Genomic DNA, 23666 nt, shown 5'->3' on the forward strand with positions numbered 1-23666 from the left:
ACTTACCCTATCTTGAGAAATACAGTATGAAACCCTCGATTCTAACTAAGCTAGAAACACTGGTTGAACGTTACGAAGAAGTTCAACACTTACTTGGCGATCCGGATGTGATCGGTAACCAAGATAAATTCCGTGCTCTGTCGAAAGAGTACTCGCAACTTGAAGAAGTCACTCAGTGTTTCCAGGCTTACCAACAAGCTCAAGAAGACTTAGTCGCGGCGCAAGATATGGCCAATGAAGACGACGAAGAGATGCGTGAAATGGCGCAAGAAGAGATCTCAGCGGCCAAAGGCGCGATTGAGCGTCTGGAAGCGGAGCTGCAGATTCTACTGCTGCCAAAAGATCCGAATGACGATCGCAACTGCTTCCTCGAGATTCGTGCCGGTGCGGGCGGTGATGAAGCGGGCATTTTTGCCGGTGACCTGTTCCGTATGTACAGCAAATTTGCTGAAAAGAAAGGCTGGCGCATCGAAGTGATGTCTGCCAGTGAAGCCGAGCATGGTGGTTACAAAGAGATGATTGCTAAAGTGAGCGGTGAAGGCGCTTATGGCATCTTGAAATTTGAGTCAGGCGGTCATCGCGTGCAGCGCGTACCGGCAACCGAGTCGCAAGGGCGTGTGCATACCTCAGCATGTACCGTCGCGGTGATGGCGGAAATTCCAGAAGCGGAGATTCCTGAAATCAAAGCGGCAGATCTGAAAATTGATACCTTCCGAGCGTCAGGTGCTGGTGGTCAGCACGTTAACACCACGGACTCGGCGATTCGTATTACTCACTTACCAACAGGCACGGTAGTCGAGTGTCAGGACGAGCGTTCTCAACACAAAAACAAAGCGAAAGCGATGGCGGTGTTGGCGGCGCGCATCATTCAAGCGGAAGAGGCAAAACGTGCGGCTGAAGTGTCAGACACTCGTCGCAACCTGTTGGGTTCAGGGGATCGAAGCGATCGCATTCGTACCTACAACTATCCACAAGGCCGCGTTTCTGATCACCGTATTAACCTGACCATTTACCGTTTGAACGAAGTGATGGAAGGGGATTTGGTGAGCTTGGTTGACCCAGTGATCCAAGAGCACCAAGCGGATCAGTTAGCCGCGTTAGCTGAAAATCATTAATGGCATTCCGTTACTACGGAATGGAGATGAGCTTGATATGACGATCACCACGGTGGAACAAGCGCTTGCGAGAGCGACGCAGCAACTTGAGCAAAGCGGCAGTGAGTCGCCAGCGCTTGATGCGGCGGTACTGCTTTGCCACGCGTTGGAGAAACCGCGTTCCTTTTTGTTCACTTGGCCAGAAAAAACACTCGACGACGCGCAGCTTGCCGCTTTAGATGCGCTATTAGTGCGCCGCTGCGCGGGAGAGCCTGTGGCGTATATTTTGGGTGAACGAGAGTTTTGGTCTCTGCCGCTACTGGTCTCGCCATCGACCTTGATCCCAAGGCCTGATACTGAGCGTTTAGTCGAAATTGCGCTCGATAAAGTGCCAGACATTGAAGGGTCGATTCTGGATTTGGGCACAGGAACGGGCGCCATTGCCTTGGCGCTAGCCAGTGAGTGCCCTCAGCGTAAGGTTATCGGGGTTGACCTAAAGGATGACGCACGCGACTTAGCCACCCGCAACGCAGAGCGTCTTGGCATCACCAATGCTGCGTTCTTAGCGGGCAGTTGGTTCGAACCTATTGAAGCTGGTACGCAGTTTGCTTTGATTGTGTCTAATCCTCCTTATATCGAAGAGAGTGACCCACATTTGACGCAAGGTGATGTGCGGTTTGAGCCTTTGAGTGCGCTAGTGGCTGAGGATGAAGGCCTCGCAGACATCAAATGGATCGCGAGTGCGGCACGCGACTATTTGCTGCCGAATGGCTGGTTGATGTTTGAGCATGGGTTTGAACAAGGTAAGGCAGTGCGAGAGATTCTGCAAGCCAGTGGCTATCGCCAAATCAACACCCTCAAGGATTACGGCGGCAACGATCGAGTAACCATAGGTTGCCACGTTGCTGACTCATAGAGAAAAAAAATAGAGAAGAGAACATGTACGAAGGATTAAAGCATTTTCACCTATTGACCATTGCCATCAGCGCCACGCTGCTTTCGGTACGATTTGCACTGATGATGGCCAACTCAAAGCTACTCGAGAACAAGTTTCTCAAAGTGTTTCCTCACATTAATGACACCTTCTTGCTGTTGTCAGGTATTTATCTGATTGTCATCACGCGCTTCATTCCGTTCACACCAGCGGCCCCATGGTTAACAGAAAAGTTAACCTGCGTGCTGGCGTACATTGCCCTTGGTTTTTTCGCCTTGAAACTGGGCCGAAACAAACTGCTGCGCACGTTCTCCTTTTTTGGCGCACTCGGGTGGCTGGCGATGGCGGGCAAAGTCGCCATCACCAAAACGCCGATGTTTTTTGGTTAATCAACATCAGAACGAGAAAAACACTAAGATAGACAACAAAACAGGTGGTTAGGCGAGATATGCTGGAGTTATTTGACGAAGATTTTGATGCAATGGAGCTGGTAGAAGGCGCTTTGGCATTGAATAAAGCCATCAATTCAGACACTCAAGTGGCGTGGGCAGAGGCAGAATTACTTCGTTTGGTCAAAGAGGCTGAGCTGGCGCTAAGCCACGAGTATGATGAGAAGCAACGTTTTGATGCGTTGTTGCGACTTTTCTACCATGAGTGGGGATTTCGCGGTGATCAAGATGCCTACTTCGACTCCGCTAATGCCTTTGTCGATAAAGTGCTAAAGCGGCGCAAGGGGATTCCGGTGAGTTTAGGCTCGCTGCTGCTTTATCTTGGCCGTCAACTGGACTTTCCTCTTAAGGCCGTCACGTTTCCTACCCAGTTTTTGCTCAAACTGGAGTGGTTCGGTGAGCCGGCGCGTTACATCAATCCTTTTAATGGCGAGTACGTGTGTGAGCACACGTTGGGCGCTTGGTTGATAGGGCACAGCGGTCCGTTGGCGACACTCAAATCTGAACACCTTAAAGAAGCGGACAATCCAACCGTGATTGGTCGCTGGCTAGCATTGATTAAATCGGCGCTGCTGCGTGAAGAGCGCTACACTTTAGCGTTAAAATGTACCGACTTGGCGCTGACGTTTGTCCCGGATGACCCTTATGAAATCCGCGACCGTGGTTTTATCTATCAGCAGCTTGATTGTCATCAAATTGCACTCAATGATTATCAGTATTTTATTGACCAATGCCCTGATGACCCGGCGTCTGAACTGCTCAAGAGCCAAGTCAACGCGATGAGCGATACGCGCGTCACTTTACACTAGCGCTAGGCGGTGTTTGCCGCCAACGCACACAAACCACTGTGGTTGTTAAGCGCAGTGACTAAATAAAGAGAGAACAAAATGGAACAGAAAATCGTTCAGGTTGGCGATATCCCCGTTGCCAACGACAAGCCGTTTACCCTATTTGCTGGCATGAATGTGCTCGAGTCGCGCGATCTTGCGATGCAAATTTGTGAGCACTACGTGAAGGTCACTGACAAACTTGGTATTCCTTACGTATTTAAAGCCTCTTTCGATAAGGCCAACCGCAGCTCGGTACACTCTTACCGTGGGCCAGGTCTAGAAGAGGGCATGAAGATTTTCCAAGAGCTCAAAGAGACATTTGGCGTAAAAATTATCACGGATGTCCACACCGAAGCGCAAGCTCAGCCTGTTGCCGATGTGGTTGATGTTATTCAGTTGCCTGCGTTTCTTGCGCGTCAAACCGATCTCGTGCAAGCGATGGCGAAAACGGGCGCTGTCATCAATGTCAAGAAACCGCAATTCATGAGTCCAGGTCAAGTGGGCAATATCGTCGAGAAATTTGCTGAGTGTGGCAATGAGCAGGTGATTTTGTGTGAGCGTGGCTCTTGCCATGGCTACGACAACTTGGTGGTGGATATGTTGGGCTTTGGCGTTATGAAAAAAGCCTCCAACGGTAGCCCGATTATTTTCGATGTGACCCATTCATTACAGATGCGTGACCCGTCTGGCGCGGCATCTGGTGGTCGTCGTGAGCAAACGGTCGAGCTTGCGAAAGCCGGCCTTGCAACCGGTATCGCCGGTTTGTTTATCGAGGCTCACCCTGATCCAGATAAGGCGCGTTGCGACGGTCCTTCTGCACTGCCGCTAGATAAACTGGAGCCTTTCTTGGCGCAAATGAAAGCCCTTGATGATTTGATTAAGGGTTTTGCGCCGATCGATATTAAATAGTCCGTCGCGAAAAACATCGATTAAGCCAGCATTTGCTGGCTTTTTTCGTTTATGGGCGGTGAACGTTGGACAATGGGTGCAAAACTGTTGGTTAAACGCTCTCTGTCGCAAAATCAAGCTTGGGAGACCATCAATAAGCTAAACGTTTGCCTGTGATCGCTTGATGCGGCCAATGAAAACTCTGTGGTTTGTTTCATCCTTTCAAGCGAAATAAAGTGATCTATACATCATAAATATGAAAACAGACTGTTGCGCAAAAACCCTTAATTTAAACTAGTTCAAGTTTTACTGTTCTCAGAGCCGTTTTTTGACTCCGTTTAACTCGTTGAGAGCACAGTAATTTCAGCAGTGGAAACCCCCAAGTTCAAAAGGTATGACAATGAAGCAACGCCTGATCGTAAAAAGCGCTATAAGCGCAGCAATTCTGGCAACTCTGGCTGGCTGTGCCACCGCACCGCAGCACGAGTGGGAAGCAGACACAACGTACAAGCTCACCGTCCTTCACACCAATGACCACCACGGTCGTTTTTGGCAGAACAAATACGGCGAGTATGGGATGGCCGCACGTAAAACTCTGATCGATGAGTTGCGTGCTGATATCACTGCACAAGGCGGCAGTGTGCTGCTGTTGTCTGGTGGTGACATCAACACTGGCGTGCCAGAATCTGACTTGCAAGACGCGGAACCCGATTTCAAAGGCATGAGCAAAATCGGCTATGATGCGATGGCGCTCGGTAACCACGAGTTTGATAACCCACTTGAGGTGTTGTTCAAGCAAAAAGAGTGGGCCAACTTTCCAATGCTGTCCGCTAACATCTACGACAAAGCAACGGGCGAGCGTATGTTCCAGGCATACCAGATGTTCAATAAGCAAGGTATTAAGATTGCCGTCATCGGTTTAACCACCGAAGATACGGCGAAAATCGGTAACCCAGAGTTTATTGGCGGCATCGATTTCCGCGACCCGAAAGAAGAAGCGAAGAAGCTGATCGCTGAGCTACAAGAAACAGAAAAGCCAGATCTGATTTTCGCTGTGACTCACATGGGCCACTACGAAGATGGTAAGCGTGGCGTGAACGCACCGGGTGATGTGGCTTTGGCTCGTTACCTAGATGAAGGTTCTCTGGATATGATTGTGGGTGGTCACTCCCAAGAGCCAGTCTGTATGGAAGCGCCAAATGTCGTGAAGAAAAACTTCGCGCCATCGGATGAGTGTAAACCGGACATGCAAAACGGCACTTACATCGTCCAAGCGCACGAATGGGGCAAATACGTCGGTCGCGCGGACTATGAGTTCCGTAACGGTGAACTGCAGATGGTGAGCTACGACCTGATTCCGGTCAACTTGAAGAAAAAAGTCAAAGTGGATGGCGAATCAAAACGCGTCTTTATCGAAGACGAGATTGCCGAAGACAGCGAACTGCTCGAGTTTTTGCGTCCTTACCAAGAGCAAGGTCAAGCTCAGTTGAATGTGAAGATCGCAGAGACCAATGGCAAGCTGGAAGGGGATCGCAATGTGGTTCGTTTCCAACAGACCAACTTAGGCCGTTTGATCGCGACCTCGCACATGCAACGTGCCAAAGCGGATTTTGCTGTGATGAACTCAGGTGGCGTGCGTGACTCGATTGAAGGCGGTGACGTGACCTACAAAGACGTGCTAACGGTTCAGCCGTTTGCCAACATTTTGACCTACACCGATATGTCTGGCCAAGAAGTGTTGGATTACCTCAACGTTGTAGCGACCAAGCCAGTGGACTCTGGCGCTTACGCTCAGTTTGCTGGCATTTCAATGACGGTGGAAAACGGTGAAGTGTCAAACGTGTTTATCGGTGGTAAACAGCTGCGTCTTGACGGCACTTACCGCTTCACAGTACCAAGCTACAATGCTGCAGGGGGCGATGGCTATCCTAAGCTGACGGACCACCCAGGTCACGTCAATACGGGCTTCGTTGATGCAGAAGTGCTCAAAGACTACCTAGAGGCGAACAGCCCAGTAGATGTAAACCAATACGCACCAGCAGGTGAGATGGTCTACAAGTAATTGACCTAACGAGCTAAATCTTATTAACTGAATGCGCAGCCTAGAGCTGCGCTTTTTTATTCTCGGAGTGTGTATGACCCCAGCCATCAATCTTGCTAAAAAACACAAAATTCCTCATCAAATACATCAGTATCAGCACGACGCGCGTGCCGAGAGTTACGGGCTCGAAGCCGCACAAGCATTAGGGCAAGATCCCAATAGCGTGTTTAAAACTCTACTGTTTTCACTCAATGGTGAGGCGAAAAACCTCGCTGTCGCTGTGATACCTGTTAACCAAAAACTCAATTTGAAGCAGGCGGCAAAAGCGGCAAAGGCTAAAAAAGCAGAGATGGCTGATCCGGCTATTGCGCAAACAGTGACAGGGTATATTGTGGGCGGAATCAGCCCGCTCGGGCAAAAGAAGCGATTGGCGACGTTTATCCATCAAAGTGCGTTGGAGCGTGACACGATCTGTGTCAGTGCAGGTAAGCGAGGGTTGGAAATCGAGTTGGAGGCGCAAGATTTGGCAAAACTGACCCAAGGCCAGTTTGCCAATCTTTGTGAAGGGTGAGCGTGGATTAGCGCGCTTCTTCCTCTTCCATTTGTGCGTTGTCGACGACGTGGTTTTCACCCAGGTCTTTTGGAAGAACCAGATTGAGCACAATCGCGACGATACCACATAGGCTCACGCCTTGGAGACTGAACTCACCGATGCCAAACGCCATACCACCAATACCGAAGACTAAGGTAATGGCAACGATGACGAGGTTACGAGATTTGTGCAAATCGACGTGATTTTTGATTAAGGTGTTCAATCCCACGGTCGCAATTGAGCCAAACAACAGAATCATGATACCGCCCATCACTGGCATAGGGATGGTTTGCAGCGCAGCGCCAAGCTTGCCGACCAACGCAAGGACAATAGCCGTCACCGCAGCGTAGGTCATGATCACAGGATTGAAGGCTTTGGTCAGCATGACCGCACCTGTCACCTCTGAGTAGGTGGTGTTGGGTGGCGCACCAAACAGTGATGCTGCCATCGTCGCGACCCCGTCCCCCGCAATCGTGCGATGAAGGCCGGGCTTTTTCAGGTAATCTTTTCCGGTGACGTTTGAAATGGCCAGCATGTCCCCAACGTGCTCTACCGCTGGCGCGATGGCAACGGGAATCATAAATAGAATGGCGTTAATGTTAAATTCAGGCGCCGTGAAGTTTGGTAGCGCAAACCATGCCGCTTCTTTGACGGGCGTGAAATCGACAATGCCGTAGCCCAAGCTCAGGCAGTATCCCACCACAATGCCCCCCAAAATAGGGGTGAGCTTGAGGAAGCCTTTGGCAAAGACACTCAGTAGAATCGTGGTGAGCAGTGAAACAGAAGAGATCACTAGCGCCGCTTGTCCATCAATCAGTTGCGTGCCATCGCCCCCTTTACCCAGTGCCATATTGACGGCGACGGGCGCCAATCCAAGACCAATCACCATAATGACCGGCCCAACCACAACGGGAGGCAGCAATTTATGGATAATCTCAACCCCACGAAGTTTGATTAGACCACCCAGTGCGACATACACCAAGCCAGCGGCCATCAAACCACCCATAGTGGCTGGTACACCCCAGGTTTGTACTCCGTAAAGGATAGGGGCGATAAAAGCGAAGGAGGAGGCGAGGAAGATGGGAACAGAGCGGCGAGTCATTAATTGAAAGAGTAAGGTACCAAGGCCAGCACCGAAGAGGGCAACGCTAGGGTCGAGTCCCGTCAGCAGCGGGACGAGAACCAGGGCCCCAAACGCAACAAACAGCATTTGTGCGCCTTGAATGGCATTTTTCATGTCGTCATTCCTTTGTAAAGCGGATAGTTTCGGTCTAGTACATAGCGATAGAGCATGGGTACTAAAAATAAAATCGCGAGATTTTAACATTAAAGCAAACGATTGCAATCTGAGCTTGATCAAATATTGCTCGTTTGAATAGGCAGGTGAACTGTGTTTACTCGGTGCTTTGCTATTTTAATCCGTGCGTTGCTGTTTCACTCCGAGAGTGGCTACGAGGAGAGTGTTAGCCATATCGCGCTTGCTGCTGCCAACCGACCGGGAAAGTTGCCCCGCAGCGGATAGTTGCTTATCATCGCTGTTTGTGAATTTGATTAGATGTAGGAAATGTATGCGCCGTTTAGCTTTACTCGCGCTCGGACTGATGGGTTTGCCAGCGATGGCCTTGACCAATGTGGATCTTTACCGAGCTGAAATCGTCATCGATCAAAGCGAGAATAACGCCGATACCCGAGCTCGTGAAGCAGGGATGAAGCAAGTCATCATTCGCGCGTCTGGCGATCCGCAAGCTGCGGATAACGAAGTTGTCAAGAAGGCTCTCTCTCAGAGCGCTCAGTACGTTTCTCAACTCGGCTACGGCAAAATCGGTGAGGAGACCTCACTGCGCATGTCGTTTAGCGGCCCTCATATTCGTTCTCTACTCAGTCAAGCGCAATTGCCGCTTTGGCCAGCAACACGTGCGAACGTTTTAGTCTGGATGGTGGAAGAGACGCCCTACGATCGCACCATCATCTGGGAGCACTCTCGCTCTGAGACACTGGTCAACTTGCAGCAGCAAGCGCGAGAGCGAGGCTTGCCTGTTACGGTACCGGTTGGCGATTTTGATGACGTTACCGGAGTGGCTGTCTCAGACTTGTGGGGCGGCTTTATTCAGCCAGTGGGTCAAGCGAGTCAGCGCTACCCAGTTGATGCTGTCTTAGTGGTGAAAGTGCAAGGCGAATCACTACGTTGGACGTTATACGATCAAAAGCCAGCGACCATAGGGGTGACTCGTCAAGCACCGATTAGCGGCGCCAATAATGGTGCAGATGCGGCGAATAAAATGATCAACCAAATCAGCGACTACTACGCGAAAAAGAGTGCGGTGCTGGTGGCGAGTGAGTCTTCTGAGTCCGTGAAAGCACGCTTTATTGAACTCAATGACGCGATGGGCTTTTTCCAACTTGAGAATAAACTCAAGGCACTGAGCTCAGTCGCCTCGTTAGACATCATCAAAATTCAAGGCAATCAGGTGACCTTTGATGTCCACTTGCTTGCCAGTGTTGAAGAGTTTGAGCAGCAGGTCTCTGCACTCGAAGTGACGCAACTGGAGACTCAGTTTATTCAAACTGAACCCGAGGTAGGGGAGCTCACGCCAACGTTGCCAGTGCAAGGCAGCGATGAGCTCAATCAGCCTAGCGATACGATGACGGCCGATTCAACTCTGGTGGAGACAGAGAGCTCGCTGGCGGCTTCAGCCCCGCTTATTCAGACTGAAACGGTGCTGCTTTTCCAGTGGCAAGGTAAACCGTATCAACCTGAGCCGCTACTGATCCAGCCAGACAGTGACGTCTCTGCCAACGAAGCTGTGGCAGAGACTGAAGGTGTGGAGATGGAACCTATTGAGGTAGTAGAGTAAACCACATCAAGATTTGAGATGAGAAAGGGGCTGGATGATCCGCCCCTTTTGTCGTTTTTACCCGGAATATAAGTGTGAGTTGGCTAGATGGGTGACCATCAACGTGACCTTATCCCTCGGACTTATCTTCAGCGCCGAACTTAGCACGCTCTTCTTTTTCCACTTTGGACAATCTTTTTAGTTTCATGCCCAACTCTTGTCCCCGTGCTCGTGCATAAAGAATGTTGCCAGCAAACGCGAGACTGGTGAGTAGCAGTTCAACCAGTGCTAAATAACGTTCGCCGTCGTCAATCCAAAGGATGGTCAAAGCGTGCAGGAAGTAGAGCATTAAAACAAAGTTTGCCCATGCGTGTGTATACGGTTTGCCGGCCAAAATCCCGGGCATAGGCAGCAGCAGTGGGATAGCCCAAGCAATCGCGAGTGTGGTGCTGTTGAGGTGAGGGTGAGGCGATAACGATAATTGCCACAGTCCAATCCAAGCGAGCAGCGCCAGATTGCCAAGCAGCGCCATGAAACGGTATCGTTTTGTGGTCGCTTGCATCTCTTGCATGGTTAGAGTTCCTTTAATTGACGTGCGCAGCGGGCCAGACGTTTGCCGACTTGCTGAGCTAATGCTATTTCGTCTTGCGACAAGGTGCGTGGTTGATGTGTCGTGACCGCACTGGCGCCATAAGGCGTGCCTCCAGAGCGTGTGGCATGCAGAGCTGGCTCAGAATAAGGAATCCCCAAAATCAACATCCCGTGGTGCAGTAGCGGCAACATCATAGACTGCAAGGTGGTTTCTTGGCCGCCGTGCATGGATGAGGATGCGGTGAAGACACAAGCGGGCTTATCAATCAGATCGCCCGCTAGCCATAATGGTGTCGTTTTATCCCAAAAGTGCTTTAACGCGCCAGCCATATTGCCAAACCATACAGGGCTGCCCATCGCCAGCCCCGCGCAGTTTTTCAACTCGTCCAGAGTAATAATGGGATCGAGGGGATCATCGCCGCTCTCTATTTCGTTGACGGTGCGAAGCAACGCTTCACAACCGTCAATCGACTCAATGCCTCGCGCAATCTGCTGTGCGAGAGAGCGGGTTGCACCGTGTCGACTGTAGTAGAGGACAATCAGGCGGCAGCTCATAGTAGCTCAAGCACCTGCTCTGGTGGTCGGCCATGTTTGGCATGACCTTTGTTGACAACAATTGGTCGCTCAATCAACTTCGGATGTTCCGCCATTGCGCGAAACAGGGTTTCATCGTCGGCATCGGCCAGTTGCAGCTCTTTGTAAATCTCTTCTTTGGTGCGCATCATGTCACGAACTTCAGAGAAGCCGAGTTGGCTAAAGAGCGTCTTGAGTTCATCGACATTTGGGGTTTGCTCAAGATATTTGACGATGTGTGGCTCAACACCGTTTTCTTCCAATAGCGCCAGTGTTTGACGGCTTTTTGAGCAGCGAGGGTTGTGATAAATCACGACAGACATAGTCTTTCTCCATTATTGTTATCGTTAGATCTTGTGTTATTGCAGCGCCATAAAGCGATCACGCTGAATCATGAGTTGGTCAATGCGTGCATCGTATCGCGCCTGTTTTAGGCTGCCAAGGTCAGCGAGTTGGCTCGCTTGGGTGTAATACTGAATCGCTTTGTTCCAGTTGGCTTTCAACGCCAAAATCTCCGCACGCGCGGCCAAATCTTCGTCACTGTACCCTAAGTGAATGCTGGCTTCCGAGAGCAAGTGCCATCCGTTGACATCATTTGGGTTGTCGTGGGTATAGCGCTGCAAGACTTTGGACGCGTCTTGATTCTTATCCATTTGCATCAAGACGTTGGCGTAGTTGATGGTCAGGACGGGGTTGTTTGGCGTTGCTTTCAGAGCTTGCTCTAACAGCGTTTTGGCTTTCTCGGGTGTTTTTTGCGCGATATAGAGATCGCTCATCGCATCGAGATAAAAATGATTGTTCGGCTGCTGCTTGTAGAGTTCATGCAGGGTTTTGCTCGCTTCGTCGAGTTGGTTGTTGTCCATTTGTACCAGTGCTCGACCGTATTGGAATGCGCGTTTTATCTCGGGCTCTGCTTTTGCTTCGGTGCGCTCAAACCAATCGAGTGCCGCTTTCGAACTGATACCCGCATAGCGGGCGACGATACGCGCACGCGCCAAATGATAATCGAGTGACGAATCGACCCGTCTTGCCGGATAGTTTTGCGCACGAGCTCGGCTATCGGTGATGCGATCTTCAGGTAAAGGGTGAGTAAGCAGCATTGGCGGTGGCGTACTCGCGTAACGGTACTCATCCGCTAAGCGACTGAAAAAGCGTGGCATGGCGTTGACGTCAAATCCCGCTTTCGCCAGGGTGGCGATGCCAAAGCGATCCGCTTCTTTTTCGTTCGAACGCGTGTAGTTGATTTGGCCCTGCATGCTGCCTGCCGTTGTCGCCGTAATGGCCGCAATTCCTGCCTCTGGCGCCGCAATTGCAAGTAGAAGGGCACCCGCGAGAGCTGCCATGGTGGCAGGCGAACGTCTGGCTTGATCTTCCATACTGCGCGCTAAATGACGCTGCGTGACGTGAGCTATTTCGTGCGCCACGACGGAGGCGAGTTCACTTTCACTCTGTGCATGCAAAAATAATCCGCTGTGTAACGCGACATAACCACCGAAGAAGGCAAAGGCGTTGATGTTGCGGTCGCGGATCATAAAAAAGGTGAAGGGGGTTTTCACATCGTCCGCATTCGCCACCAATCGATGGCCTAAAGCGTCGATATATTCGTTGAGGACAGGGTCATTGACGATAGGCTGGCCGTTTCTCAACATGCGCATGTAGGCGTCGCCGTATTGCATCTCTTGTGCAATCGTCAAGGTGCCGCTGGCGGCGGTACCAATGTCGGGCAAGTCTAGTGTGTTGGCATACACCGGTGTAACAGGGCCGAAGCTGGCGGTAGATGTCCCTAAAACAGTCGCTACACACAAGCAAACGATAGAACGCGTACGTTTAAGCATAAATTTCCTGAAATGCTCCGTGGATATTGTCTCGACAGCAAGCTGAGCTGCACTTACTGCTTGGACACCGAGTTTTGCGGTTGGTTTCGAGTGCAATGTCTCGGTGGTCTCCCTGTGTTACCCGTCATTCTCTTAGTTGGTTGAGGGAGAGTCAAATAGCGGTCAAAGTTTGCCTAGCCGCCTCTATTTACACTGTCTCTTTTAAAAAAACACTATACAATACTTCACGATATAATATGCATCGAGCGGAAGAATGGAACCCAATATTTTGGATCTGCGCCAGGAGCGGTGCCCGATGGCGCTGTTATTAGCCAAACGTTACCTCACATCGCTTCATGAGCAGAGTTCAGCATCACTTCTTACCTCTGACCCGCAATCGTTGAAGGATATTCAGCGTTTTGTTACGGCGAAAGGGTGGCAACATGACTGCCAACCCCAAGAAGGCCACTTCGCTTTGCATGTTACTCTTTGTCTAGATGTCACAAGGGAAAACAGTTAAATGCTTGAAATGATCAATCGCTGGTACAAGCGACGCTTCTCTGATCCTCATGCCGTGAGCCTAGTGGCCATACTGCTCTTTGGTTTTATTACTATCTACTTTTTCGGCAACTTGATTGCGCCTTTGTTGGTGGCGATCGTGTTGGCTTATTTACTTGAATGGCCGGTCAATCAGTTGACCCGAGTTGGGCTGCCCCGCACCTTATCGGTGGTGGTGGTGATTCTGGGCTTTATCAGCATTATGCTGGTGGCTGTATTTGGTCTGGTACCAACGATTTGGCAACAGGTCGGCAACCTCATCAATGATATTCCCACCATGTATGTCGGTTTACAAAAAGTCATTGCTGAGTTGCCTAAGCGCTATCCAGAACTTGAGAATTTCCAGATCGTCGAATCTCTGGTGAGCAACACGAAAAATCAAGTATTGGGAATGGGAGAAAGCGTTGTCAAAGGGTCGTTGGCGTCTTTGGTGAGCTTGGCCACATTGGCTGTGTATTTGGTTCTCGTGCCACTGTTGGTGTTTTTCCTATTGAAAGATAAGCAAGAGATGCTAGAGATGGCCAGTGGCGTACTGCCGAGAAATCGTCGTCTCGCCAACAAAGTGTGGCTTGAGATGAATGAGCAGATCTCCAACTACATTCGCGGCAAAGTGATGGAAATCCTGATTGTGGGTGGCGTGAGCTACATTACGTTTGCGATTTTGGATCTGCGTTACGCGGTGTTATTGGCGGTGTCTGTCGGGCTTTCTGTGCTCATTCCTTATATTGGCGCGGCTGCCGTTACCTTGCCAGTGGCTATGGTCGGATTGTTCCAATGGGGATTCACACCACAATTCTACTGGCTGCTGTTGGCTTACGGCATAATCCAAGCGTTAGATGGCAATGTGTTGGTTCCGGTTCTGTTTTCTGAAGCGGTCAACTTACATCCGGTGGCGATCATCGTTGCTGTTTTAGTCTTTGGCGGATTGTGGGGTTTTTGGGGGGTCTTCTTCGCAATTCCTCTGGCCACTTTGGTTAAAGCGGTATGGCGTGCTCTTCCGAGTAGTGAAGAAGAGAATATTATTTCTTAGTAAGTCGTCAGTTGTCGGTGAAATAACGCCGCTAGAGTTAAAACTCTAGCGGCGTTATTTTTTATGCACTATTCATATTAGGGCAGAATTTTATTCGATAAAACCTCGATATTGCCAAGGGAGGTGTGCCGAACAAACCCAATGTGGACGAGGCGAGGTTGCATAAGGGCTAGATGACAAAAAAGTCGACTAGTACTTTTGAATTATCTGGTTTATGCAGCTAGATTTATACAGTCAGGTAGGAGTTGCCTGATAGAGCGATGAAATATTGAAAGGTTGAGTGAAAAAATTCACTCTTTTTGTTTACAAGTTATCGTTTCTATAAGAATTTACTCAAGTCAACGTCAGCACAGTCGATAGATATAACTACAATAATACGAACGACCTATACATTTTTCGAGGGAAGTTATGAGATTTAATCAAAAGATTGTCGCCGCATCGTCCGCGCTGCTATTTGTGACGGTCGCCCTGTTGTCCGTCCAGCAACTGTCCATTGTGAAAAACGAAGTCGAGGAGCTGGTGGATGTCAGCTTGAGCGAAATCGTTAACGGCGTAAGAAACACGGTGGTGTCCGAGATGGAAGCGAAAAAATCGTTGGCCCGCTCGTCGACTGAAGTGTTGCAGTTAGACCCATTCAATAAAGCACGTGTGAGTGAAATCCTTGAGCAGCCCAATTTGAAATCGAGCTTTCTTGCTGTGGGATATGGTTATGAGTCCGATGGGTCTCTGGTAGAAAACGACGATGGTTGGGAAGCCGATTCGAGTTATGACCCTCGCGTTCGTCCTTGGTATCAAGATGCGAAAGCCAAAGGAGCGTTGATTGTCACTGCGCCATACGTGGATGTCTCATCGAAGAAAGTCATTATTTCGATCGGCACGCCAGTGAAAGAAAACGGCAAAATGGTCGCCGGTATGTTCTATGACATGGAACTGGGTGGCTTGGCGGATTTGGTCAACACAGCCAATCTTCATGATGCGGGTTACCTGTTTATTATCTCAGGTGATGGCACGACCATTGCGCACCCTAACTCGGACTTTAACGGCGAGAACTTGTCGACCTACCTGCCTGAAGTAACGCTTCAAGAGGGTGAACAGCGCATCACGCAAGACGGTAAAGATTTCCTTATTAAATTGGCGCATGTTCCCAGTGAAAACTGGTACATTGGCGCGATTGTCGATGAAAGCGTCGCGTTTAAAGCCATCAGCGATATGCGTAATAGCTCGATCATTTACGTGATTATCGGTGTGGTGTTGAGTATTCTTGGCCTGACCTTCCTCATCAAAGTGTTGATGCGCCCACTAGGTACACTCAACGCGGCGATTCAAGATGTGGCATCTGGGCAAGGGGATTTGACCAAACGTCTTGATACCAACACAGATAAAGAGTTTGCCGAGCTTGCGTATGGCTTTAACCAGTTCACGGAAACGTTGCAGCAACAGATTCAACAATCGAAAGCGATCGGTGCAGAGATCCTACGCGGCACAGAGATGACGGTTCAAGGCTCGCACGAATCTGCCGAAGCAATGCGTAGTCAGTTACAAGAGCTTGAACAGTTGGCGACTGCGATGAACGAGATGGCGGTCACCGCGACGGAAGTGGCCAACAATGCACAAGGTGCTGCAGCTGCCGCGCGTGAGGCCGATGAAGCAACGCTTGATGGTACCTCGGTGGTGAGTGACACCACAGCCTCGATCGACATGCTTTCTGCTCGCATCGATCAAGCGGTTGAAGAAGTGCAAGGGCTTGAGTCGGCGACGGCTAACATTGAGACCATTTTGAAGGTCATCAATGACATTGCCGATCAAACTAACCTATTGGCACTGAACGCCGCGATTGAGGCTGCGCGTGCGGGTGAGTCGGGACGTGGGTTTGCGGTTGTAGCTGATGAAGTTCGAACTCTGGCGCAAAGAACCCAAGAGTCAACGACCGAAATTCGCAACATGATTGAGCAGCTACAAGCAGGCGCGAGCTCAGTGTCGGCCGCCATGAACGAAAGTAAAGCGACCGCGGTCGACGCTGTGGACAAAGCGCAAGCGGCCGATGGTGCACTGCAACGTATTCGTGATGCGATTCAGCGAATCTCGGATATGAATATGCAAATTGCGTCGGCGGCTGAGCAGCAGAGCTTGGTTGCAGAAGAGATCAACAGCAACACAGTGAAAATCAAAGATCTCTCTACACAGGTGACCAACGCGTCAGAAGAGGCCAGTATTGCCATGCAGGTTCAAACTGAGAACGTGCGAGAGCAAGACGCGATTCTCAACAAGTTCATTGTGTAGTTCCTACCTTTGATAGTAAAAATGCCAGCATTTCTGCTGGCATTTTTGTCTCTGTAATTTTCTCTATCCAACTTTTTCACGGTAAGGCGCGATGAGTGGGTGGTAAACGCAATCGTTAGGCTTTCTCATTCAGGTAGTTCAGAACCACTTCGTGATGGTCTTTCGTTTTGAACTTGTCGAACACGTGTTCAATCACACCGTCTTCGTTGATAAGGAAGCTAATGCGGTGCAAACCGTCATACACTTTACCCATAAATTTCTTTTCGCCCCACACACCGAACTGCTCGGCGACAGCGTGGTCTTCATCGGAAAGTAAGGTGAAGTTGAGCTCGTCACGTTCGATGAATTTACCGAGTCGTTTTACTGGGTCGATACTTACCCCCAACACCACCACGTTGTGCTTATCTAGCTCGGTTTTCACGTCACGCAGACCTTGTGCTTGAACTGTGCAGCCTGGCGTCATCGCTTTAGGGTAGAAGTAGAACAGCACTTTCTTGCCAGCGAAATCGGACAATGACACGGTATCGCCGTTTTGGTCGAGAAGAGAAAAAGCAGGAGCAGGAGAGCCGGCTTTGAGTGTATTCATGAAGTATTCCTTTCTTACTGACTATTTTTTAGAAAATTAAGTGAGCCTCGAACTTGTAGCTCTTTACATAAAGCGTTGAAGTCTTCTTGTAACTGCATCAGGTTACAACCCGAGTCGACAGAAGCAGAAATAGCGATATGGAACTGGTCTTGCGGCGCTTGAATCTTATCTTTATTGATCGTCTGGGCGCTAAGAGAAGAAAGGCCAATCTCTTTGCTGGCAAAGAACTGGGTGAACTGTTCCGTTAAGCCCGGTTTATCGTCCGACTCAATGAAGACTTCGACCATATAGCTATTGTCTGACAGAGTGTGAGGAGAAGTACGTTTCATCATGGTGATGAGATCATGTTCCTGGCCAAGTAAAGGCAAGGTGGTCTCGACGCGAGTGATGGCTGCGTTGCTTCCCGACAGCAGCATGATAAGCGTGAATTCACTACCAAATAGCGCAATACGACTATCAACAATGTTGCAACCCGAGTGCGTCACATGGTGAACGACTTGGTTACAGATGCCTGAGCGGTCTGTCCCTACCGCGGTAATCACCAGATGTTGGTTCATAATGTCACTTCAGTCATTGTTAACTTTGTTAATGAGATAGCTTAGCACAGTTAAAAGGGAGAAAGTTGCGGGATCTGTAGGTTTTCTAATCACCTAAATTGAGTGTTTTCACATTGTAGAGTGAAAGCGCGCAGCCTAAGTCAAATCGGGTTGTGGAGTGGTCTAGGTTGGGATAGATTTTACCCAGAATTGCGCCAACGCTAACATATGATAAATATTCACAGATTTAGGTGATTTAAGCGTGACGAACCGCTTGTGTTTTTCAATCCCCATACAGTAACATGCGATAAGTATCGAAATTAGGGAGATAGACATGTTTTCAGGAAGTATCGTCGCGTTAATTACACCGTTTAATCAAGAAGACGAAGTCGATTACGCGAGTCTGAAAAAACTGGTCGAATACCACATTGCTGCGGGCAGCAGCGGTATTGTTGCGGTAGGTACGACGGGTGAATCATCGACGTTATCGATAGAAGAGCATGTCAAGGTTGTACTCAAGACGCTGGAATTCGCGGATGGCCGTATTCCTGTTATAGCAGGCACAGGCGCGAACGCAACCCACGAGTCAGTCACCTTTAGCCGCCTATTGAATAATACGGGTATCGCCGGTTGTCTGAGCGTTACACCATACTACAACAAGCCAACACAAGAAGGTTTGTACCAGCACTACAAAGCGATCGCTGACGTCAGCGAAGTGCCGCTGATCCTATACAATGTACCGGGTCGTACTGCGGTAGACCTTAAACCTGAGACGGTTGCTCGCCTTTCTGAAATCGACAACATCGTTGCATTAAAAGATGCGACCGGTGATTTGAGTCGAATTGCGATTCATCGTGAACTTTGTGGCGAAGATTTTATCTTACTAAGTGGTGATGACTCGACGGGTTTGGATTTCGTCAAAATGGGTGGTCAAGGTGTGATTTCTGTGACCAACAATATTGCGGCTGCGGATATGGCGACCATGTTCCGCTTAGCCAGCGAAGGCAAATACGATGAAGCGGAAGTCATCAACCAACGTTTGATGCCTTTGCACAAGAATCTATTTGTGGAGTCAAGCCCGATTCCGGTCAAGTGGGCGGCGCATAAGTTGGGTCTGATTGACCACGGTAGCCTAAGATTGCCGCTGACAGAGCTGTCAGACAACGCGCAGCCGATTGTATCGCAAGCCATGACGGATGCGGGCATCTACTGATTTAGGATAACTGCCGAAGCTTAGCTTCGGCTTTGATTTCTTAGGAGTTTCAATGAAATTGTCTCACCAGCTAGTCGTTAGTTCACTAGCTGTTTTTGTTTTAAGCGCCTGCTCAGGCAGCGCCACGCAGCGTCGCCAAGCCAAAGACGACTTTGAGTATCTCAATGCCCCTGATTTAACCGAGTGGACGTTACCGGCGGGCGCAGAGCCTCAGTTTTACCCCAACTACCAAATTCCTCAAGGTGAGTTTAGCGGTGGAATTGGTCGTGAAGTGGATATCCGCCCTCCCCAGCAGGTCCTAGCCTTGATTCCTGGCGCGCGAGCAGAGCGCAAAGAAGGGGAAACGACATTATGGCTGCTACGCGAAGACGAACTGGATCGCGTTTGGCAAACTGCGCAAACCATGCTGAGTGAGCGCAACATCGGTATCGTAGAGCAAACGGCAGACCATATTGAAACCGATTGGGTGACATGGAATTCTGCTGATGAAGATGTGGAACTCAGCTCTCGCTACGATATCTCTCGTCTTGTGGCAAACAACCGCTACGGCTTCAAAATTTCTCTTATCGATTGGCGCGAAGGCGGTAAATCTATGCCTGTTACTGCGACCAATAAATCTCGCTACAACGCTTTGATGACCAATCTTGTCACCGCTCGCTATGATTTGGATTTGCGTGAAGAAGCGACGCGTAAAGCGCAAGAGCTGGTTAAACAGATCCCTATTACAATGGGCCGAGATCGCAGTGGTTTCCCGGTTATCATCGCTCGTACTCCATACGATGTCCTATGGCAGCGTTTGCCAGAATTGCTACCTAAGATGGGCTTTACCATCGAAGCGCGCAACCAATCTCAAGGCACCATCAAGGCCAAGTATGCCTCACCGGATGATGCGTTTTGGGATGATATCGGAGTGAAACCGACCGAGCTGAAAGCGGGAACTTATACCTTCCTCTTTGGCGATCTTGGGAACCGTACGTCCATCAACATTACCGATTCATCGGATGCCCCTGTGAATGAAGAGTTGTTGAAAGATATGGCGCCAGTGCTGGCGGCGGTGGCAGAAAAACAGGCCAAATAGGTGTTGTCTGCATCATCCAAACGTAAAAAAGCTGACCTAGAGTCAGCTTTTTTGATCTTAATTGTCTTTAGATTTTCATTTATCCAAAGACCAACGCGTTTAGAGCGTCATCGCGGCAATCCAGCCAAAGACGATCAATGGGATGTTGTAGTGGATAAAGGTCGGGACAACCGTTTCCCATACGTGCTCATGCTGCCCATCGGCATTCAGGCCAGACGTCGGGCCTAAGGTCGAATCAGAGGCCGGAGAGCCTGCATCACCAAGCGCTGCCGCCGTACCGACAAGGGCAACGGTCGCCAGTGGTGAAAAACCAAACGCAGCAGCAAGTGGAACGTAAATGGTGGCGATAATAGGAATAGTGGAGAAAGAAGAACCGATACCCATGGTGACTAATAGGCCAACAATGAGCATCAGAAGCGCAGCGAGCGGTTTGTTGTCACCAATGCTGGTAGAGAGTGCTTCAACCAAAGATTCAACACCACCGGTTTGCTTCATGACCGCTGCAAAGCCTGCGGCTGCAATCATGATGAAGCCAATCATAGCCATCATGTGCACACCCTTAGTAAAGACATCCTGAGTTTCACGCCAGGCAATCACACCACCAAAGGTAAAGACCATAAAGCCAGCTAGGGCACCGACAATCATTGAACCGGTCGAGAGCTGAACCGTCAATGCCGCGATAATACCCAATGCGGCAGTCAGAACGTTCTTCTTGTTCACTTGGGTGGTGTTCTCTTCCACATGCGTCAGCTCCGTCTCTTTGTAGATTCGAGGCTTACGGTAGCTGACAAAAATAGCCGTGATCAGACCAAACACCATACCCGCAGCAGGGAGCAGCATCGCCATCGGCACTTGGCTTGCGGTGACAGACTCAAGACCGTTGTCGTGCAAGTTTTTCAGTAAGATGTTGTTGAGGAAAATGCCACCAAAACCGATCGGCAACACCATGTATGGCGTGACCAGGCCAAAAGTCAGCACACAGGCAATCATGCGGCGGTCAAGGTTCAGTTTTGCAAATACGCCTAGCAAAGGTGGAATAAGAATAGGGATGAAGGCGATATGGACAGGAATGACGTTTTGCGATGACATGGTCACTAGAATCAGGGCAACCAGCACGGCGTACTTAAGGCCAAGTGACGCATTGGCATTCTCTTTACCATGAATACGTTTGATCACGCTGCTTGCTAGAAGGTCGGTGATGCCGGATTTTGAAATCGCAACGGCAAACGTACCTAGCATCGCGTAGCTCAGTGCAATCGTTGCGCCGCCACCTAGACCACTTTCAAACGCGGAAACCGCCTCATTTAGACTCATGCCAGAGACGAGGCCGCCGATGATAGCACTGAATGTCAGCGCGACCACGACGTTCACGCGCATTAGGGCAAGCGCTAGCATAACGCAAACGGAAATAACAACAGGGTTCATAACTTACTCGATAATTGTGTTTACATGTTTTTAGTATTAATCGGCGTCGTCGCTCAGTGGCCAGCCGCCTAGGGCTTTCCATTTATTGACGATGCCACAGAAAAGCTCTGCGGTTTTCTCCGTGTCGTAGAGCGCAGAGTGGGCTTCTTTGTTGTCAAATTCCATCCCTGCGGTTTTACACGCTTTGGCCAGAACAGTTTGACCGTAGGCCAAACCACTTAATGCGGCAGTATCAAAGGTGGCGAAGGGGTGAAATGGGACGCGTTTGAGCTTGCTACGTTCGCTTGCTGCCATGACAAAACTGTGGTCAAAAGTGGCATTGTGCGCAACGATGATAGCTCGGCTACAGTCCGCCGCTTTTTGCTCGCGGCGAACAAGCTTATAAATCTCTTTTAATGCTTCGGCTTCTGTCACTGCGCCGCGAAGCGGGCTAAATGGGTCACGAATCCCATTGAATTCTAGGGCTTCTTTTTCTAAGTTCGCCCCTTCAAATGGTTCAACATGGAAGTGAATCGTTGACGCAGGGTGGAGGTCGCCATTTTCATCCATACGTAAGGTGACCGCGCAGATTTCCAAGAGGGCATCGGTTTGGGCGTTAAATCCTGCGGTCTCGACGTCGATCACCACTGGGAAATAGCCTCGAAAGCGTTTTTTAAGCGTCAATGCTTCGTTTTCTGAACTCATGTTGGTCTATTGTTATGTGACAGGGGCAGCATTATTGCAGATTCTGTCAACAAGAAAAACCGTTAATCTCTTTGATGGCGACGCTGGGGAATGAAAGTGTTGGCGAGCTTTTTGCATCATTCTCACCAAAGTCATGCAGACAGAGTGACAAGCGGCAACGCCAGTCACCCAGCAGTATTAGAGATGAAGCATACTATGAACAAATTCTACGTTGCCTGTTTAGGGCTAGTCATTGCCGGTTTTGAAGCGAACGCCTTTGCGCTTGAGAAGCGCTATGTGGCAACGCCGATGCAGTCAACCTGGCAAATGGTTGCCAATACGCCGCTAGAATGTAAGTTGGTTCATCCTATCCCAAACTACGGCGATGCGGTGTTTTCTTCCCAAGCCAGTAAAAAGATCAATCTGGACTTTGAGCTGAAGATGAAACGGCCAATGGGGCAGACAAGAGACGTTAGCTTAGTGTCGATGCCTCCAGCATGGCGACCTGGCGATGGCGCTAGCCGCATGTCGAGCATTCAGTTTTTTCAGCAATTTGATGGTTACGTTGGTGGACAAACCGCGTGGAGCATTTTGGGTGAGCTTGAAAAGGGGCGTTATCCCACGTTTAGCTATCAAGAGTGGCAAAGTCGTGACGAGCGGGTAGAGGTGGCGTTGTCGTCGGTGCTTTTTCAGCCCACCTACAACGTATTTAGTGACTGTATTGCCAACTTGTTGCCTTACAGCTTTGAAGATATCGCCTTCACCATTTTGCATTATGACCGTTCTAGCGTAGAGCTGAATAAAGCTTCGCAAAAACGCCTTGCACAAATTGCGGAGTACATTAAACACAACCAAGATATCGACTTGGTGTTGGTATCGACATACACCGACTCGTTAGACAGTAAAGCCGCCAGCCAAAGTTTATCTGAGCAGCGTGCTGAAGTGCTGCAACGTTACTTCCGTTCGCTTGGTTTACCGGAAGACAGGATTCAAGTTCAAGGTTATGGGCGTCGTCGTCCGGTGGCGGACAACGCATCACCGCTTGGCAAAGATAAAAACCGCCGCGTAGTGATTTCTCTCGGTCGTACCCAAGTCTAAAAAAACAGCGCCAAAATTTGGCGCTGTTTTTGTATCGACTGCATAACTTCAGTATTAAGGCAAAACATGAAGCCAAGTTGTTATCAAGATAGCCGATCAATTCAGCTTAAACTGTGCGATTAAGTTGCAATTGGTCGCTGTATCGATGTCTTGTACCATGCGAGCGATGGTCGGATTGGGGTGGCGTTTCATAAATTCCACTAACGCCTTTTTACAGCAGCCGATCGAAGAGACAAAGGCGTCACAGTCTGAATTCGGGCATTGAGGGATCAGCGTCAGCACTTTCTCTGAAGCGAGCTGTAAATACTTCAGTTCATACTTTTCATCGCCCATCGAGCGCCAGAAGGTCGCTAGGTTGTGGCACGAAATCACCGAGATCATCAGTCGGTCTTCGATATCGACATCGACCTGTTCTCCCAGTCGTTCGCTCAGTGTTAATGCCTGTTGATAATGCAGAATACTGCGTAAGTGGTCTTGGTCCTTAAACGCGACGTCTGCGAGCAGTGTGTGTTTTTCCCATTCTGCCAGTTGCATGCTTGTCTCTCCTCTCTATGAGAAG

Annotated in this window: 24 protein-coding genes; 14 read left to right on the forward strand and 10 right to left on the reverse strand. The window is 49.7% G+C overall.

Annotation, left to right across the window (positions count from 1 at the left end; translation table 11 throughout):
* Positions 1–26: 26 nt before the first annotated feature.
* The 7 genes from prfA to ybaK all read left to right on the forward strand — a co-directional run bounded on the left by prfA (position 27) and on the right by ybaK (position 6807).
* Positions 27–1115, forward strand: coding sequence for a peptide chain release factor 1 (gene prfA, locus AC6R1A_RS04275; RefSeq protein ID WP_500632797.1), 1089 nt, complete (start codon positions 27–29; stop codon positions 1113–1115).
* Between the two features lie 37 nt (positions 1116–1152).
* Entirely contained in the window at positions 1153–2010 is an 858-nt protein-coding gene (gene prmC / locus AC6R1A_RS04280; RefSeq protein ID WP_500632796.1) for a peptide chain release factor N(5)-glutamine methyltransferase, read from the forward strand.
* Positions 2011–2033: 23 nt separating this feature from the next.
* Positions 2034–2417 (forward strand): SirB2 family protein, encoded by a 384-nt coding sequence (locus AC6R1A_RS04285; protein WP_500632795.1) that lies wholly within the window; start codon positions 2034–2036, stop codon positions 2415–2417.
* Between the two features lie 59 nt (positions 2418–2476).
* Positions 2477–3286 carry a SirB1 family protein gene (locus tag AC6R1A_RS04290; protein WP_487903621.1) on the forward strand — a complete coding sequence of 270 codons (810 nt, stop codon included), beginning with the start codon at positions 2477–2479 and terminating at the stop codon, positions 3284–3286.
* 78 nt (positions 3287–3364) lie between these two features.
* A complete protein-coding gene (kdsA, locus tag AC6R1A_RS04295; protein WP_334551169.1) occupies positions 3365–4216 on the forward strand; it encodes a 3-deoxy-8-phosphooctulonate synthase in 852 nt (283 codons plus the stop codon).
* Positions 4217–4595: 379 nt separating this feature from the next.
* Entirely contained in the window at positions 4596–6257 is a 1662-nt protein-coding gene (gene ushA / locus AC6R1A_RS04300) for a bifunctional UDP-sugar hydrolase/5'-nucleotidase UshA (RefSeq protein WP_334551168.1), read from the forward strand.
* 73 nt (positions 6258–6330) lie between these two features.
* Positions 6331–6807, forward strand: coding sequence for a Cys-tRNA(Pro) deacylase (gene ybaK, locus AC6R1A_RS04305; RefSeq protein WP_500632794.1), 477 nt, complete (start codon positions 6331–6333; stop codon positions 6805–6807).
* A gap of 7 nt (positions 6808–6814) precedes the next feature.
* Here ybaK and AC6R1A_RS04310 read toward each other — a convergent pair whose 3' ends face one another.
* Positions 6815–8065: a uracil-xanthine permease family protein gene (locus tag AC6R1A_RS04310; protein ID WP_334551166.1), complete on the reverse strand. Its 1251-nt coding sequence runs from the start codon at positions 8063–8065 to the stop codon at positions 6815–6817.
* Between the two features lie 331 nt (positions 8066–8396).
* Between AC6R1A_RS04310 and AC6R1A_RS04315 the strand changes: the two genes are divergently transcribed.
* On the forward strand, positions 8397–9683 hold the full coding sequence (locus AC6R1A_RS04315; protein ID WP_500632793.1) for a DUF2066 domain-containing protein: 1287 nt from the start codon (positions 8397–8399) through the stop codon (positions 9681–9683).
* 109 nt (positions 9684–9792) lie between these two features.
* On the opposite strand, the gene AC6R1A_RS04320 is transcribed toward AC6R1A_RS04315, so the two are convergent.
* From AC6R1A_RS04320 to bepA, 4 genes are read right to left on the reverse strand one after another with little or no spacing between them, the layout of a single operon-like run.
* On the reverse strand, positions 9793–10233 hold the full coding sequence (locus AC6R1A_RS04320) for a DUF2069 domain-containing protein (RefSeq protein WP_500625742.1): 441 nt from the start codon (positions 10231–10233) through the stop codon (positions 9793–9795).
* Between the two features lie 2 nt (positions 10234–10235).
* The gene (wrbA, locus tag AC6R1A_RS04325) at positions 10236–10808 is read right to left on the reverse strand and encodes an NAD(P)H:quinone oxidoreductase (protein WP_500625743.1); all 573 of its coding nucleotides are present in this window, start codon (positions 10806–10808) and stop codon (positions 10236–10238) included.
* Positions 10805–11149 carry an arsenate reductase (glutaredoxin) gene (arsC, locus tag AC6R1A_RS04330; protein WP_500632792.1) on the reverse strand — a complete coding sequence of 115 codons (345 nt, stop codon included), beginning with the start codon at positions 11147–11149 and terminating at the stop codon, positions 10805–10807. The genes wrbA and arsC overlap by 4 nt, the downstream gene beginning before the upstream one ends.
* A 36-nt stretch (positions 11150–11185) precedes the next feature.
* Positions 11186–12661, reverse strand: a complete 1476-nt coding sequence (bepA, locus tag AC6R1A_RS04335; RefSeq protein ID WP_500628587.1) for a beta-barrel assembly-enhancing protease — start codon at positions 12659–12661, stop codon at positions 11186–11188.
* A 253-nt stretch (positions 12662–12914) separates the two neighbouring features.
* Here bepA and AC6R1A_RS04340 point away from each other — a divergent pair, with 253 nt between their 5' ends.
* The 3 genes from AC6R1A_RS04340 to AC6R1A_RS04350 all read left to right on the forward strand — a co-directional run bounded on the left by AC6R1A_RS04340 (position 12915) and on the right by AC6R1A_RS04350 (position 16508).
* On the forward strand, positions 12915–13160 hold the full coding sequence (locus AC6R1A_RS04340; protein ID WP_500632791.1) for a sulfurtransferase TusA family protein: 246 nt from the start codon (positions 12915–12917) through the stop codon (positions 13158–13160).
* Positions 13161–14228: an AI-2E family transporter gene (locus AC6R1A_RS04345; RefSeq protein WP_334551158.1), complete on the forward strand. Its 1068-nt coding sequence runs from the start codon at positions 13161–13163 to the stop codon at positions 14226–14228.
* Positions 14229–14636: 408 nt separating this feature from the next.
* Positions 14637–16508 carry a methyl-accepting chemotaxis protein gene (locus AC6R1A_RS04350; RefSeq protein ID WP_500632790.1) on the forward strand — a complete coding sequence of 624 codons (1872 nt, stop codon included), beginning with the start codon at positions 14637–14639 and terminating at the stop codon, positions 16506–16508.
* Between the two features lie 115 nt (positions 16509–16623).
* Here the strand turns inward: AC6R1A_RS04350 and bcp are convergent, their stop codons facing one another.
* Together bcp and AC6R1A_RS04360 are read right to left on the reverse strand one after the other, a co-directional pair.
* Positions 16624–17094 (reverse strand): thioredoxin-dependent thiol peroxidase, encoded by a 471-nt coding sequence (bcp, locus tag AC6R1A_RS04355; protein ID WP_500632789.1) that lies wholly within the window; start codon positions 17092–17094, stop codon positions 16624–16626.
* A 14-nt stretch (positions 17095–17108) separates the two neighbouring features.
* On the reverse strand, positions 17109–17651 hold the full coding sequence (locus AC6R1A_RS04360) for a glycine cleavage system transcriptional repressor (protein ID WP_500628591.1): 543 nt from the start codon (positions 17649–17651) through the stop codon (positions 17109–17111).
* Positions 17652–17964: 313 nt separating this feature from the next.
* Between AC6R1A_RS04360 and dapA the strand changes: the two genes are divergently transcribed.
* Together dapA and bamC are read left to right on the forward strand one after the other, a co-directional pair.
* Positions 17965–18843, forward strand: coding sequence for a 4-hydroxy-tetrahydrodipicolinate synthase (dapA, locus tag AC6R1A_RS04365; protein WP_500628592.1), 879 nt, complete (start codon positions 17965–17967; stop codon positions 18841–18843).
* A 52-nt stretch (positions 18844–18895) separates the two neighbouring features.
* Positions 18896–19921, forward strand: coding sequence for an outer membrane protein assembly factor BamC (gene bamC, locus AC6R1A_RS04370; RefSeq protein WP_500633261.1), 1026 nt, complete (start codon positions 18896–18898; stop codon positions 19919–19921).
* Between the two features lie 99 nt (positions 19922–20020).
* Here bamC and AC6R1A_RS04375 read toward each other — a convergent pair whose 3' ends face one another.
* Both AC6R1A_RS04375 and rnt read right to left on the reverse strand, forming a co-directional pair.
* Positions 20021–21346, reverse strand: coding sequence for a Na+/H+ antiporter family protein (locus AC6R1A_RS04375; RefSeq protein ID WP_500628594.1), 1326 nt, complete (start codon positions 21344–21346; stop codon positions 20021–20023).
* Positions 21347–21382: 36 nt separating this feature from the next.
* Entirely contained in the window at positions 21383–22030 is a 648-nt protein-coding gene (gene rnt / locus AC6R1A_RS04380) for a ribonuclease T (protein WP_334551149.1), read from the reverse strand.
* A gap of 195 nt (positions 22031–22225) precedes the next feature.
* Between rnt and motY the strand changes: the two genes are divergently transcribed.
* Positions 22226–23107 carry a flagellar protein MotY gene (gene motY, locus AC6R1A_RS04385; RefSeq protein WP_334551147.1) on the forward strand — a complete coding sequence of 294 codons (882 nt, stop codon included), beginning with the start codon at positions 22226–22228 and terminating at the stop codon, positions 23105–23107.
* Between the two features lie 96 nt (positions 23108–23203).
* On the opposite strand, the gene AC6R1A_RS04390 is transcribed toward motY, so the two are convergent.
* Positions 23204–23641, reverse strand: a complete 438-nt coding sequence (locus AC6R1A_RS04390; RefSeq protein WP_334551145.1) for a DUF2753 domain-containing protein — start codon at positions 23639–23641, stop codon at positions 23204–23206.
* Positions 23642–23666 lie beyond the last annotated feature (25 nt).

It is taken from the genome of Vibrio sp. R10-SG3-ISO3, from assembly GCF_059834225.1.